The organism is Luteibacter rhizovicinus DSM 16549 (assembly GCF_001887595.1).
Taxonomy (GTDB): Bacteria; Pseudomonadota; Gammaproteobacteria; order Xanthomonadales; family Rhodanobacteraceae; genus Luteibacter; species Luteibacter rhizovicinus.
Genome location: NZ_CP017480.1, coordinates 177,549 through 191,205 on the forward strand (window position 1 = coordinate 177,549; position 13,657 = coordinate 191,205).

A 13,657-nucleotide genomic window follows, 5' to 3' on the forward strand; every position below is an offset into this window, starting at 1 on the left:
TTCCACGCAACCTATTGATTTGATAACCTCGACGCGCCGCTCCGCCAGGGGGAAACGCCCGATGTTCGCCGCTGTTCCAATTCGTTCGTCCCACCCCGCCCGCTTTCTCGGTCCGCTGCTGCTCGCCTCGGCGCTCAGCCTGCTGGCCGCCTGCGGCAGCGCGCCGCCCAAGCGATCCTCGTCGCAGCAACGCAATCCGGCCTCCGCCGTGCCGTTGGCGAAGAACCTTTCCTGGTCCAACCGCCCGGCCGAGGCACCACCCGCCGACGCGGCCAACGACGTCCTGTTCCGCGCCATCGGCCTGGTCGGCACGCCTTACCGCTGGGGCGGAAACACGCCGCAAGGCGGCTTCGACTGCAGCGGCCTGATCAACTACATCTACCTGACCTCGACCGGCGTACGCCTGCCGCGCACCTCCGGCGAAATGGCCGCGCTGGACAAGCCCAAGGTCGACGAATCGCAGCTGGCCAGCGGTGACCTCGTGTTCTTCGGCCGCGGGCACGTGACCCATGTCGGCGTCTATGTCGGCAAAGGCCGGTTCGTGCACGCGCCCAACTCCGGCGGTACCGTACGTCTCGACGACCTCGATGGTGCGTACTGGAAGCAGAACTTCGTCTATGGCCGCCGCGTCCTAAACTGAACCGTTGGCAACGAGCAGTGTCATCCCTTGCGATTTAGATTGTGTGCGATTTAATTGCGTGCTTAACTATCTCTCGTGGCCCGGCACCGCCGACGCCCTCCCCCATCACGAACGCCAAGGACATTGATCATGAGCAACCTCTCGAACCTCAAAGAAGTCCTCTACACCGCCCACGCCAAGGTCGCCGGTGGCCGCGAAGGCCACGTCGAAAGCGACGACGGCCTGATCAAGCTCGACCTGCGCCTGCCGAAGGAAATGGGCGGCAACGGCGGCGGCAGCAACCCGGAACAGCTCTTCGCTGCCGGTTACGCCGCCTGCTTCGAAGGTGCCGTCCGCTTCGTCGCCGGCCAGCAGAAGGTCAAGGTCGACGGTGCATCGGTCGCCAGCTCGGTCGGTATCGGTCCGCGCAACGACTCCGGCTTCGGCATCAAGGTGAAGCTCGAAGTCAGCCTGCCGGGTGTTGAAGACGCCACCGCGCTTGAGATCGTCAAGACCGCCCACGAGAAGGTCTGCCCGTACTCGCACGCTACCCGCGGTAACGTCGATGTCGACATTTCGGTGAACGGCAAGACGGTCGCCTAACCGGCGACGGCAACCAACCGGTTCGACGAAACGGCGCCCACGGGCGCCGTTTTCGTTGCCTGGCAGGACTTCCGGCACGCGGCAGTGCGGTCCGATGGGCGCACCTTCGCATGGCCGGACCACCATCGCGAGGGGATCGCCATGACAGCGCTCGACAGGCAGGCTCGCCTTGCCGGATTCCTGTACCTGCTGATCTGCCTGGTCGGCCCACTCCGCCTCATCTACATCCCCTCCACGCTTTTCGTCAGCGGTCATCCGGCCGAGACCGCCGCCAACATCGCGGCGCATGAAACCCTGTTTCGCTGGGGCATGGCCGGCGACCTGTTCATCGGGACCGTGCTGATTTTCGTCGTGCTCGCGCTCTACCGCTTGTTCAAGCCCACCGGGCCGACCCTGGCTGGCCTGGTGGTCATCCTCGGGGGCCTGCTTCCGTCGGCGATCCATTTCATCAACATCGCCAACGATGCCGCGGCGCTCATCCTGGTCAAGGGCGCGCCCTTCCTCGATGCCTTCACCCAACCCCAGCGCGAATCGCTCGCCATGCTCTTCCTGCGCGTGCATCGGGAAGTCATCACCGCGGCGGAAACCTTGTGGGGCCTATGGCTCATTCCCCTGGCCCTGCTTGTCTGGCGGTGCGGCTTCCTTCCACGCATGCTGGCCGTCTGGCTGGTCCTGAACGGGCTCGCGTACATCGCCCAGAGCGTCGCGGGCTTCGTCATGCCGCAACTCTCGGACAGCCTCGACGGGATCTGCTTCCCACTCCAGCTAGGCGAGATCGCCTTCATGCTCTGGCTGCTCGCTTTCGGCGCACGTCGCAACATTTTGATGAATCTGCCGAAAAGCATGTAAATTCGGCAATCGTTGCCAATTGACCCTCCGTGGCCTTCCCATCCGGGCGGCGGGACCACATGATGCGGCATGACGCCAGCCCGCTGGATGCGGCGCTGCGCACTATCATTGACGTGTGAGGAATCGCCGGGGAGCGAGCAGCATGCAAGGAGCGACCAGGGAGCGTGTGCCGTTGGGACAAGTCCTTGCAGTGGCTGCGGCTTACGCCGCCTGCTACGAGGTGGCCCGCTATTTTTCGTATTCCCACTGGATTCTCACAGCGGGACTTCGCCTGGCCTGCCTGCTCCTGGTGCCCTACCGATTCTGGCCCGCCCTCATCCTGGGCGAGTCGGTGCCGGTCATGCAGAACGCCCTGCTTCACGGCGAGGATTTCGGCTGGGCATGGGCGTCCGTCTCCGCCATTCCGTTTATCCCGCTGTGCATGCCCTTCGTCAAAGCCATCCGGGAGAGGATGCCGCTCTACGACGCCAACGGGCAGCTCAACGCCAATACGATCCTGTTCGCCACCCTGGTCTGCGCCCTGGTCACCGCGGTGCGCACCGACGCGGCCGTCTTCGCCGCGCTGATCGTGAACCCGGACGGCTGGGAGGCCTGGCGGGCCGAAGGCCTGATCGACTTGCTGGCCTACGTGCTCGGCGCCTACCTGGGCGCGCTCAGTCTGGCGCCCATCCTCCTGGCGGTCAGCGAATGGTTCCGTGAAAGCCTGTCCTGGAAGCGCCTCCTCGCCAGCAGGCTTACCCGCGACGTCGCCCTGGGTGCCTTGCCGCTTTTCATTCTCTTCGCGGCGACTGCATCGGTGTCGACCGGCCTCGCCCTCGACCTGCTTCGCCTGGCGATCGCCGCACCGGTGATCGCCCTTACCGCACGTCACGGCTGGACGGGCACGGCGATCGGCGGACTGCTCGCCAGCGTCGCCCTGGCCACGACCTCCGCAACCCTGCTCGATCCGGCGATGATCCGCGCCCAGGTCATCGTTGCCCTGGTCATCTCCGGCAGCCTGATCGTCGGCATCAGGAAGTCCTCCACCGCCGTGGATCGACACGTAGCGCACCCGACGATCCATTCCTGATCGCAAGAAAGTAGCGACGCGACCCGACGTCACGAAGGGTCGCGCCGCTCAGCGGAATTACGCACCGCCGACGCTGCACTCGCGCGGATTGGTGCACTTCACGGCAACCATCTGCAGCGCGCCGTCCGACGGCCGTGCTGCCTGTGCCGTGGCGCTGTGGTTCTGCATCGAGCGATGCATGACGGAAGGTGCGTCGGTCGAGAAGGCGGACGCGGCGGCGAACGACACGACGACGAGCGAAACGATGCGCAGGGAGATGTTCATGAGAGTGTCCTTGGTCTGATGGGATAGGCCTGCGTCGATACGCAGGCATCGCGATGATCGCACCCAGCAGAGTGAAGGACGGGCCGAGACGGCAAGGCCGGCAAGCCTTTGCCGAATATGTACATTTCCGGCGCGCGGGCAAAAAAAAAGGCACCCGAAGGTGCCTTTCTCGTTGCGCTGGGCAAGCCGATCAGTGAGCGGCGTCGCCGTTCGGATGCGCATGGCCGTGCTCGATTTCTTCGGGCGTCGCGTCGCGAACGTTCTGCACGTCGACGTTGAAGGTCAGGGTCTTGCCGGCCATCGGGTGATTGAGATCGACGTCCACCACGCTGGAACCGATCTTCTGTACGACGACGACGCGGTTACCGCCTTCCTTCAGCGACAGGACGGTCGAGGTGCCAACCTTCAGGCCCTTGCCCTGCTGCGGGAAGTACTTCTTGGGCACGCGCTGCGTGAGGCCATCCTGGCGCGGGCCATAACCCTGCTCCGGTTCGATCGTGACGTCGAAGGTGTCGCCGACGGACTTGCCTTCCAGACCGGCTTCCAGGCCCGGGATCAGCTGGCCGTGACCGAGCAGGATCCAGAGCGGCTCGCCACCCTCCACCGAGCTTTCGACCTGCTCACCATTGACGGTGAGGGTGTAGTGGAACGAGATGACCTTGTCCTTGCCAGCCTGCATGATCGTTTCTACCGGATGAAAACCGGGCATTTTACCGGCCGCCGGCCCCCGCGTCACGCCGCATCGCGCTTCTTGCCGAAACCGACGCCGCGGGCCTCGGGACCCAGCCAGGTGAGCAAGGCCAGCAGCACGGCGACCGCCGCGATCCAGGTCGACATGGCGAAGGCGAAATCGCCGCCGCGCTGGGCTGCGATCCAGGTCTGTGCGGTGGCCGTGATCGCCGCCAGCAGGTTGCCCATCTGGTAGGCGAACCCGGGCAAGGTGCCGCGCACCGCGTCCGGCGACAGCTCGTTCAGGTGCGTCGGCACGACGCCCCAGGCGCCCTGGACCATCACCTGGATGAGGAAGGCACCCAGGCCCAGGAAAAGCAGGGAGCCACCGTAAGCCCACAGGGGGATCACGGGGATCGCCAGCAAGGCGGCGATGATGATCGCCTTGCGCCGGCCGATCCGCTCCGACAGCGAGCCGAAGGTGAGACCACCAAAGAGTGCACCGAGGTTGAGCAGTGCGGTAAGCATGAACGCGGTGCCCGAACCCGCCGGGATCTTCAGCGTCTCCTGCACGAAGGTCGGGTACATGTCCTGCGAGCCGTGGCTGAACATGTTGAACGCCGCCATCAGCAGCATCATGTAGATGAACCGCTTCCAGTTGCCGCGCATCGACACGAACACGCTCTCGCGGGCCTCGGTGCGGCGCCCTTCCCAGACCGGCGATTCCGGCACCTTGCGGCGGATGTAGAGCACCAGCAGCGCAGGAGCGGCGCCGACGATGAACAGGCCGCGCCAGCCGATATGGTCGACCAGCAGCCAGTTGGCCAATGCGGCGAGGAAGAAGCCACAGGGATAACCGCTCTGCAGCAGCCCAGAGACGAAACCGCGCGATTTTGCGGGGATGGACTCCATCGCCAGCGACGCGCCGATACCCCACTCGCCGCCCATCGCGATGCCGAAAAGGAAGCGCAGGCCGAGGAGGATGCCGAGGCTCGGCGCGAACGCGCAGGCCACCTCCAGCACCGAGAACAGCACGATGTCGAACATCAACACGGGGCGGCGCCCGTAGCGATCCGCCAGCCGCCCGAAGATCAGCGCGCCGATCGGTCGCGCGGCCAGGGTCAGGAACAGACCATAGGTGACCTCCTGCTTGGAGACGTTGAATTCCTTCGCCACGGCGAGGATCACGAAGGTGAGCAGGAAGTAGTCGAACGCGTCGAGGGTCCAGCCAAGGAAGCTGGCGATGACGGTATGCCGCTGGGTCGAATCGAGTTCGCGCAGCGCGGCGGGAAGCGGCATCAGATATTCCTCAACGCAGATTCAGGCGGCGCCGACGGTAGCACAGCGCGCGGAAATCCAACGCCCGCTTGACGGCGGGCCCACAACCCGTGGATACACTGAGGGGGCGTCGTCCCATGACGGACGCTCATCCACGACAGACGGAGGACTCATGAAGTTTTCGTACTCGCTTGCTTCGTTCGCTTTGATTGCCGGCCTCGGCATCGGCACCGCCCTCGCGCAGGATGCCGCCGCGCCCAGCGACGCGCCCGCGTTCTCGGATCTCTCCAAAGACGGCAAGTACATCACCCGCAAGGACATCCCTGCGGATAACGAGCGCCTGAAACAGCTGCGTATGCATATCGGTGACAACGACGCCGATCACAACGGGAAGATCGACGAAAAGGAATACAACGCCTACCTGTCGAAGGACAATCCGCTCAACAAGAAGTAATTCCGAATCGGCCGGGCACGATGGACGTGCCCGGCTCTTTCCAGGATGGAAGCACCTCATGACCCCCGACACCCGCACCCGGCGACGCATCGCCTCGCGGTTCAGCCGCCGCCGCGACCGGATCTACATCCACGGCAAGCTGGCCACCGACCCCGTCTACGCCGCCACCGCGGCCGCCATTGCCGGGCGTCGCCTGCCCCTGCTGGATATCGGCTGCGGCCTGGGCATCCTCGGGCACTACCTGCACGCCTGCGATGCGCTGGATGGCTACCTCGGCCTCGACCACGACCCCGAGAAGATCGCCATGGGCCGGGCCGCCGCGGACCGCGCGGGGCTGGGCACGAGTATTGCCCTGAGCCAGGTCGACGCGACCACGCCCCAGGCGATGCGCGGCCACGTAGCCCTGCTGGACGTCCTCCACTACTTGCCCGAGGACCGCCAGGCGGAGCTGCTGGCGTACGCCGTGGACCATCTCGCCGACGACGGCGTGCTGATCCTGCGCAATGTGATCCGGGATGGCACCTGGCGCTACCGGGCCACGGTGTGGGAGGAAAAATTCATCGAGGCGGTGGGCTGGATCCCCGGCGGGGCGCAGTATTTTCCGACCGAGGACGATATTCGCAGGGTGTTGGAGCCGCGCGGGATCAGGGTGTCTTTCAGGCCCTTGTTCGGGCGGACCCCGTATAACAGCTACCTGATGGTGGCTTCGCGCGCGTGAGGGGGCGAAAGCATCGCCGCTGAAGCGGCTCCCACAGGGGCCCTGGCTTCCACAGGGGGCCTGGCTTCCCCAGGGGGCCTGCGCAGACGTGTGGGAGCCGCTTCAGCGGCGATTCCCTATTGTGCGCCGCAATAAGGTATACTCGGCGGGTCGTGCTTGCGCTCCGACTCCCTTGCGGACCCCCGGCGTGGAGATTCTCCCGCCCGTTCCCCCACCCTCGGAAGCGCGCTCGACACCGGCCAGCCTGCTGTCTTCGTCATGGTTAGCGGCCGCCAATCCATCGACTTGTAGCGCGGTTCCAGGGAACGCTCGAGTCACGCAGGAGCTTCACTCCATGTCATTCGATTCGCTGGGCCTTGCGCCCGCGTTGCTGCGCGCCCTTTCCGAAGCTGGCTATGAAAAGCCGACTCCGATCCAGTCCGCAGCCATTCCTCTTGTCCTCGCCGGCAACGACCTCATGGCCGCCGCCCAGACGGGTACCGGCAAGACGGCCGCGTTCGCGCTGCCGCTGTTGCAGCTGCTTTCCAAGGACGACCGTAGCGATACGCGTCGCCCGATCCGCGCGCTGATCCTCACCCCGACCCGCGAACTCGCCGCCCAGGTGCAGGAAAACCTGCGCGACTACGGTAAGTACGTGCGCCTTTCCAGCACCGTCATCTTCGGCGGCGTCGGCATGGGCAACCAGCTGCAGGCGCTGCGCCGCGGCGTCGACGTCGTCGTCGCCACGCCGGGTCGCCTGATCGACCACATGCAGCAGCGCTCGGTCGACCTCTCCAAGGTCGACGTGCTCGTCCTCGACGAAGCCGACCGCATGCTCGACATGGGCTTCCTCCCGGCGCTCAAGCGCATTCTCGCCGCCGTGCCGCGCCAGCGTCAGACGCTGCTGTTCTCGGCCACGTTCGCGCCGGAAATCAAGGCGCTTGCGCAGCAGTTCATGCGTGATCCGAAGGAAGTCTCGACCACGCCGGCCAACACCGTCGCCAACACGGTCACGCACCGCGTTCACCCGGTCGATGCAGCGAGCAAGCGTGACCTGCTGCTGCACATCCTTTCCCAGGACAGCCGTCGTCAGACGCTCGTCTTCGGTCGCACCAAGCACGGCGCCGACAAACTCGTCCGCCATCTGGAGCAGGCCGGCATCAAGGCTGCGGCGATCCACGGCAACAAGAGCCAGAACGCACGTACGCGCGCCCTGTCGGACTTCAAGACCGGCCGTGTCACCGTGCTCGTCGCCACCGACATCGCCGCGCGCGGTATCGACATCGACCAGCTGCCGGTGGTGATCAACTTCGACCTGCCGATGGTGGCCGAGGATTACGTGCATCGCATCGGCCGGACCGGCCGTGCAGGCGCCGAAGGCCAGGCTATCTCGCTGGTCAGCCATGACGAGTCGGGCCTGCTGCGCGACATCGGTCGCCTGCTCAAGACCGATCTCGAAGTCATCAACGTCCCGGGCTACGAGCCGAGCACGCCGCTGCGCATGGATGCCGGTGCGCCGCGTCCGAAGCAGCAGCCGCGTCAGCCGCAGGCCTCGCGCAACCAGGTGGGCCAGGGCCGCTCCGGCGGTGGTCAGGGTCGTTCGGGCGGCGGCCAGGGTCGCTCGGCCAGTAACGGCCAGGGCCGCTCCGCTGGCGGCGAAGCTCGCCAGGGCGGCGGCGGTTCCAGCGCGGGTCGTCCGTCCTCGCACCGTCCGCACAGCCATTCGGCTGCGGGCACCGGCGAGAACACCGGCAACCACAAGCGTCGTCGTACGCGCACCGGTCCGGCCACCAACAAGGCCTGATCGATCGCTCAGCCCTGCGCCCTGATTTTCGCCGTGAGCACGTGGTCTTCCCACAGCCCGTCGATCTTCAGGTAGCGCTTGGCATAGCCTTCCTTCTCGAAGCCCAAACGCTCGAGAAGGCGGCCACTCCGGTCATTGCGCGGCATGTAATTCGCCATCACGCGATGGAAGTCCAGAGGGCCGAACGCATAACGGACCGCGGCGTCCAGGGCCTCGTACATCAGGCCCTGCCCTTCGTGTTTCCGCGCAATGCCGTAGCCAAGATGGCAGGCCTGGAAGACGCCACGGACGACGTTGGCCAGGGTGAACGTCGCGATGATTTCGCTACCGTCGGGCGTGAGCACGACGAACGGGAATCCGCGATCCGCCCTTGCCGCCTCGAGGCCCGCCTCGATGGCAAGCCGGCAGCCTTCCGCGGTGTAGTGCGACTCGGTGCGCAAGGGCTCCCACAGCCTGAGATGCTCCCGGTTCTCTACCCGGTAACGGCGAAGCAAGTCAGCCTCGTCCACGTCCAGCAGGCGAATCACCGTTCGCGGTGTGCGCATGCGGATCGGTTCGCTCATACCGCGAGTGCCTTCGCGTGATGACGCAGGTGATCCTCGACGAAGCTCTGGATGAAGTAATAGCTGTGGTCGTAACCCGGCTGCATGCGCAACTGGAGCGGCTGACCCGCTTCTTCACACGCGGCCTCGAAACGCTGGGGCTGCAACTGGTTCGTCAGGAAGCCATCGGCTTCACCCTGGTCGATAAGGATACGACCGTCGAAGCGCGCACCGTCGCGAACGAGCTGGGTGGCGTCGTGCAGGGCCCAAGCCTTGCGGTCGTCGCCGAGATATCGCGGGAACGCCTTCTCGCCCCAGGGAACGTTGGCAGGCGCGACAATCGGTGCGAATGCCGACACCGAACGATAACGGCCGGGGTTACGCAGTGCGATGGTCAACGCACCGTGTCCGCCCATGGAATGGCCGAAAATGCCTTGCCGGCTCATGTCCAGGGCGAACCGTTCCGAGACCACCCGGGGCAGTTCGTCGACGACGTAGCTGTACATGCGAAAACGTGAAGCCCACGGGGCTTCGGTGGCGTCCAGGTAGAAGCCTGCGCCCTCACCGAATTCCCAGTCGCCGGTGGCACCGTCGATGCCGGTATCGCGTGGGCTCGTGTCGGGCATCACCAACGCTATACCCAGCTCGGCGGCGGCGCGTTGCGCGCCTGCCTTGATGGTGAAGGTTTCAGCGGTACACGTCAGACCGGCGAGGTACCACAGGACAGGAACAGGCCCGTTTTCGGCCGCCGGAGGCATGAAAACCGCAAAACGCATCGTACCGCCGCACGCTTCGGAGGCATGGGAATAAAACCCCTGAAGGCCGCCGAAGCAGCGTTGTTCCGAAATCGTCTCGATCGTCGTCATGCCCTTCTCCCTACGAAAGCTGACCGGGAAGTGTAACGCCGACGCAACAAGTGGCCATGGCCCGCCTCACCGGGCGCCCATCGCTGCTACAATACCGCTACTGCCCGGCGCCGCTTCCGCCGCCGCGCCCCCTCTTCGAGGTCGCCATGTCATCCCCCGATACAGATAACGCTCCGGCTCAGCCCGGTTTTAGCGCGCTCGCGCTCGACGAAAAAGTCATGCGCGTCCTGGCCGAAGTCGGCTACGAAGTGCCGTCGCCGATCCAGGCCGCCACCATTCCGCCGCTGCTCGAAGGCCGCGACGTCATCGGCCAGGCGCAGACCGGCACCGGCAAGACCGCTGCCTTCGCGCTGCCGGTGCTCTCGCGCATCGACCTGAAGCCCGGCAAGCCGCAGGCGCTGGTTCTCGCGCCCACCCGCGAGCTCGCCATTCAGGTCGCCGAGGCCTTCCAGAAGTACGCCACCTACATGCCCGGCTTCCAGGTCCTGCCGATCTACGGCGGCCAGAGCTACGGCCCGCAGCTGCAGGGCCTCAAGCGCGGTGCGCAGGTCATCGTCGGCACACCGGGTCGCGTCATCGACCATCTCGACAAGGGCACGCTGGATCTGTCCGGCCTGCGCTTCCTGGTGCTCGACGAAGCCGACGAAATGCTTCGCATGGGCTTCATCGACGACGTCGAGAAGCTGCTGCAGGCCACGCCGAAGACGCGTCAGGTCGCCCTGTTCTCCGCGACCATGCCGGCGCCGATCCGTCGCATCGCGCAGACCTACCTGAAAGAGCCGATCGAGATCACGATCAAGAACAAGACCACGACCGCGGCGAACATTCGCCAGCGTTACTGGTTTGTCAGCGGCGTGCACAAGCTCGACGCACTGACCCGCATCCTCGAAGCCGAAAGCTTCGACGCGATGATCGTGTTCACGCGCACCAAGCAGGCTACCGAAGAACTGGCAAGCAAGCTGCAGGCAAGGGGTTTTGCCGCGGCTGCCATCAACGGCGACATCGCCCAGGCGCAGCGTGAGCGCGTGATCGACCAGCTGAAGACCGGCAAGCTCGACATTCTCATCGCGACCGACGTGGCTGCCCGCGGCCTCGACGTCGAGCGCATCAGCCACGTGCTGAACTACGACATCCCGCACGACACCGAGTCGTACGTGCATCGCATCGGTCGTACCGGCCGCGCCGGTCGCAGTGGTGAGGCGATCCTGTTCGTCACGCCGCGCGAGAAGAACCTGCTCCGCCAGATCGAGCGCGCCACGCGCCAGCCGATCGAACAGATGCAGTTGCCGACGATCGAAGCGGTCAACGACACGCGCATCAACAAGTTCAACCAGAAGATCACCGACACGCTGGCGACGGGCGACCTCGGCCTGTTCCAGCAGATGGTCGAGAAGTTCGAGCAGGAGCACAACATTCCTGCGATCGAGATCGCCGCCGCGCTGGCCAAGATCGCCCAGGGCGACCAGCCGCTGTTGCTCGAGCCGCCGGCCAAGCGCGAATACACCGAGCGTCCGCCGCGCGAGTTCGATCGCGAGCGTCCGCAGCGTGACTTCGACCGTGACCGTGGTCCGCGCGACAGCGGTGGCGACTTCAACGACCGTCGTCCGGTTCGTGAAGGCATGCGCCAGCCGCGTCCGCACACCACGGAAGCCGGCAAGCGCACGTACCGCATCGAAGTGGGTCACGAGCACGGCGTCAAGCCGGGCAACATCGTCGGTGCCATCGCCAACGAAGGCGGCGTCGAGGCCAAGTTCATCGGTCGCGTGAGCATCCGTGACGACTACAGCCTGATCGACCTGCCGGACGGCATGCCGCCGGAGGTCTTCACCCACCTGAAGAAGGTGTGGGTTGCCCAGCAGCAGCTGAAGATCGCCGAGTGGGATGGCGTGGAAGCCCCGCAGAGCGGCAACGCCTCGCGTCCGCCGCAGCGCAGCTTCCGTCCCCAGGGCGCCCGCCCCGGTGGCCACGGTGGCGCTGGCGGTCCTCCCGGTGGCGGCAAGCCGCCGCGCAAGAAGCGCGATTACTGAGTAACGCCGCTCTCTGGTCGAAAGAAGAAACCCCGGAAGTCGGATGCATGCCGACTCCGGGGTTTTTCGTTATCTGACCCGGCAAATCAGCTCTGCTGGCAAATAATCCAGAATGGATAATCGAAGGCACCTCCACTGATAGAGGAGCCTCCGGAAATACCCACTGCGACTCCCGTAGCCGTCAACTCAAACATCCCAGCACTCGATGACGGGCTGGCACCCGCCGCCTTGTCAGTGTCGTAAGTGCACTTCGGTGGACTTGGGAAAGTCACGGAGAACGTAATCTCATAGAGCCCCGTGCGCGAATGTCGGGCCGGAGACGAAACGAGATTACTCGGACCCTTCAATGATCCGTCGGCGTTGAAATAGGCAGTGTATTTGGTGCCAGGATTGCTGGGATTCAGATCCTGCGCCCGTGCAGCGAAGGAAGTGAATCCGAGCAACAAGCACGTACCGGCAAGCGTGGCGATATGGACTTTCATGCGATCCCTCCATGGGTCAGCGATGTAAGAACCAGCCGGCAAACTTCGCTAATGGCAGGCGAGCGGCCGGAGGTCAGGCGGCTTTCTGGCCGCATAAGGCGGAAAGGTGTGCCGCGCGCGAAATATTCCCCTCAGCCTATGAAGAGAGTGTGAAATCCGCCGGGGTGAGCGGCGGCATGCCGTGCTTCACCCGCGCCTTGTCACATTGCGGACTCGGCTCGCCGTTCTCCCACGCGGGCTGGAGGTCATGGCAGGGCGAGGGCCTCACTTCGTAAATGCCGCAATGCGCGGCAACGCCGACCTCGCCCACGAGCGACTTGCAGCGCGGCTGGTAGGCGTTCGTGCCGTGCATGTTCACCCGGTGCGGATCCAGGTGTTCGGTCAGCGCCGACGGCACGATGCCGCCGGCGAGATCGGTTTCCATCCAGTGGAAGGCCACGCGAAACGTTGCGCAGCAAGCGCCACAGAGAAGACAGGGATGGGTCATACGTCGCTTAGGTCAGATCGAACCGGAGAAAGTGTTGCACTTGCCGATGTCACCGGATTCGAGACCGGTCTTGAACCACTTCACGCGCTGCGCCGAGGTGCCGTGCGTGAACGAGTCGGGGACCACCCTGCCCTGGGCCTGCTCCTGCAAGGCGTCGTCGCCGATCGCCGTCGCTGCGTTGAGCGCCGACTCGACGTCGCCGGGTTGCAGCCATTGCTGGCGTTGCTGGGAACGGTTGGCCCATACGCCGGCGAAGCAGTCTGCTTGCAGTTCCTGCCGCACGGAAAGTCCCGTAGCACCTTCCAGGCGCGCACCACGACGACGCGCGTCGCTCACCTTGTCGAAGACGCCGACGAGGTTCTGCACGTGATGGCCCACCTCATGGGCGATGACATACGCGCGAGCGAAATCGCCGGCCGAGTGGAAGCGCTGCTGCATGGTCTGGAAGAAGTCGAGGTCCAGGTACACCTTGTGGTCGCCGGGGCAGTAGAACGGTCCCACCGCCGATGAGGCCGAGCCACAGGCCGTGCGGACGCCACCATGGAACAGCACCAGCTTCGGCCGCTCGTACGTCTGGCCATTCGCCGCAAAGATCTCGCCCCAGGTGTCTTCGGTCTCGCCCAGGATGGCGCGGACGAAATCCACCTGCGGATCGTTGGACGCCGCCTGATGTGGTGCCGACCGGGTCTGCTGCTGGGGTGCGGCGCCCGGTTCGCCCTGGCCGAGCAGGGCCGTGGGGTCCTTGTAGAACACCATCCCGAGGATGGCCAGGATGATGATGCCGCCGATACCCAGGCCGCGTCCTCCGAAGGAGGGACCGCCGCCACCGCCACCTTCGCCCGCGTCTTCCACGTTGTCGCTTCTACGGCCTTTTTGCCAGAGCATGGCGCCCTCCTCCCATGGATGCGTCCCCGGAGCGAGACACGGTCGGCATGATCGCATGGACC

Annotated in this window: 16 protein-coding genes; 8 read left to right on the top strand and 8 right to left on the bottom strand. The window is 65.2% G+C overall.

Annotated elements, in window-relative coordinates; genetic code table 11:
* Positions 1–61 precede the first annotated feature (61 nt).
* From BJI69_RS00910 to BJI69_RS00925, 4 genes are all read left to right on the top strand, one after another.
* Positions 62–640 carry a C40 family peptidase gene (locus tag BJI69_RS00910; protein ID WP_046978471.1) on the top strand — a complete coding sequence of 193 codons (579 nt, stop codon included), beginning with the start codon at positions 62–64 and terminating at the stop codon, positions 638–640.
* A 129-nt stretch (positions 641–769) separates the two neighbouring features.
* Complete coding sequence (locus BJI69_RS00915; RefSeq protein ID WP_046978472.1) at positions 770–1,222, top strand: organic hydroperoxide resistance protein; 453 nt, start codon at positions 770–772, stop codon at positions 1,220–1,222.
* Positions 1,223–1,363: 141 nt separating this feature from the next.
* Entirely contained in the window at positions 1,364–2,071 is a 708-nt protein-coding gene (locus tag BJI69_RS00920) for a DUF4386 domain-containing protein (RefSeq protein WP_046978480.1), read from the top strand.
* 142 nt (positions 2,072–2,213) lie between these two features.
* The gene (locus BJI69_RS00925) at positions 2,214–3,140 is read left to right on the top strand and encodes an MASE1 domain-containing protein (RefSeq protein ID WP_078022951.1); all 927 of its coding nucleotides are present in this window, start codon (positions 2,214–2,216) and stop codon (positions 3,138–3,140) included.
* Positions 3,141–3,197: 57 nt separating this feature from the next.
* Here BJI69_RS00925 and BJI69_RS00930 read toward each other — a convergent pair whose 3' ends face one another.
* The 3 genes from BJI69_RS00930 to BJI69_RS00940 form a co-directional block, all read right to left on the bottom strand.
* A complete protein-coding gene (locus BJI69_RS00930; protein WP_046978474.1) occupies positions 3,198–3,404 on the bottom strand; it encodes a hypothetical protein in 207 nt (68 codons plus the stop codon).
* 190 nt (positions 3,405–3,594) lie between these two features.
* Positions 3,595–4,083: an FKBP-type peptidyl-prolyl cis-trans isomerase gene (locus BJI69_RS00935; RefSeq protein WP_046978475.1), complete on the bottom strand. Its 489-nt coding sequence runs from the start codon at positions 4,081–4,083 to the stop codon at positions 3,595–3,597.
* Between the two features lie 53 nt (positions 4,084–4,136).
* Positions 4,137–5,372: an MFS transporter gene (locus BJI69_RS00940; RefSeq protein WP_046978476.1), complete on the bottom strand. Its 1,236-nt coding sequence runs from the start codon at positions 5,370–5,372 to the stop codon at positions 4,137–4,139.
* A gap of 151 nt (positions 5,373–5,523) precedes the next feature.
* Between BJI69_RS00940 and BJI69_RS00945 the strand changes: the two genes are divergently transcribed.
* From BJI69_RS00945 to BJI69_RS00955, 3 genes are all read left to right on the top strand, one after another.
* Positions 5,524–5,805, top strand: coding sequence for a hypothetical protein (locus tag BJI69_RS00945; protein ID WP_046978477.1), 282 nt, complete (start codon positions 5,524–5,526; stop codon positions 5,803–5,805).
* A 58-nt stretch (positions 5,806–5,863) separates the two neighbouring features.
* Positions 5,864–6,523, top strand: coding sequence for a class I SAM-dependent methyltransferase (locus tag BJI69_RS00950; RefSeq protein WP_046978478.1), 660 nt, complete (start codon positions 5,864–5,866; stop codon positions 6,521–6,523).
* Positions 6,524–6,857: 334 nt separating this feature from the next.
* On the top strand, positions 6,858–8,306 hold the full coding sequence (locus tag BJI69_RS00955; RefSeq protein ID WP_071924828.1) for a DEAD/DEAH box helicase: 1,449 nt from the start codon (positions 6,858–6,860) through the stop codon (positions 8,304–8,306).
* Between the two features lie 8 nt (positions 8,307–8,314).
* Here the strand turns inward: BJI69_RS00955 and rimJ are convergent, their stop codons facing one another.
* Both rimJ and fghA read right to left on the bottom strand, forming a co-directional pair.
* Complete coding sequence (gene rimJ, locus BJI69_RS00960; RefSeq protein ID WP_046978482.1) at positions 8,315–8,869, bottom strand: ribosomal protein S5-alanine N-acetyltransferase; 555 nt, start codon at positions 8,867–8,869, stop codon at positions 8,315–8,317.
* Entirely contained in the window at positions 8,866–9,714 is an 849-nt protein-coding gene (gene fghA, locus BJI69_RS00965) for an S-formylglutathione hydrolase (protein ID WP_046978483.1), read from the bottom strand. The genes rimJ and fghA overlap by 4 nt, the downstream gene beginning before the upstream one ends.
* 146 nt (positions 9,715–9,860) lie before the next feature.
* Here fghA and BJI69_RS00970 point away from each other — a divergent pair, with 146 nt between their 5' ends.
* Positions 9,861–11,741: a DEAD/DEAH box helicase gene (locus BJI69_RS00970; RefSeq protein ID WP_046978499.1), complete on the top strand. Its 1,881-nt coding sequence runs from the start codon at positions 9,861–9,863 to the stop codon at positions 11,739–11,741.
* A gap of 86 nt (positions 11,742–11,827) precedes the next feature.
* On the opposite strand, the gene BJI69_RS22180 is transcribed toward BJI69_RS00970, so the two are convergent.
* From BJI69_RS22180 to ypfJ, 3 genes are all read right to left on the bottom strand, one after another.
* A complete protein-coding gene (locus BJI69_RS22180; protein ID WP_125902952.1) occupies positions 11,828–12,223 on the bottom strand; it encodes a hypothetical protein in 396 nt (131 codons plus the stop codon).
* Positions 12,224–12,359: 136 nt separating this feature from the next.
* Positions 12,360–12,647 carry a YkgJ family cysteine cluster protein gene (locus BJI69_RS00975; RefSeq protein ID WP_244890705.1) on the bottom strand — a complete coding sequence of 96 codons (288 nt, stop codon included), beginning with the start codon at positions 12,645–12,647 and terminating at the stop codon, positions 12,360–12,362.
* 75 nt (positions 12,648–12,722) lie between these two features.
* Positions 12,723–13,595: a KPN_02809 family neutral zinc metallopeptidase gene (gene ypfJ / locus BJI69_RS00980; protein WP_046978485.1), complete on the bottom strand. Its 873-nt coding sequence runs from the start codon at positions 13,593–13,595 to the stop codon at positions 12,723–12,725.
* Positions 13,596–13,657: the final 62 nt, after the last annotated feature.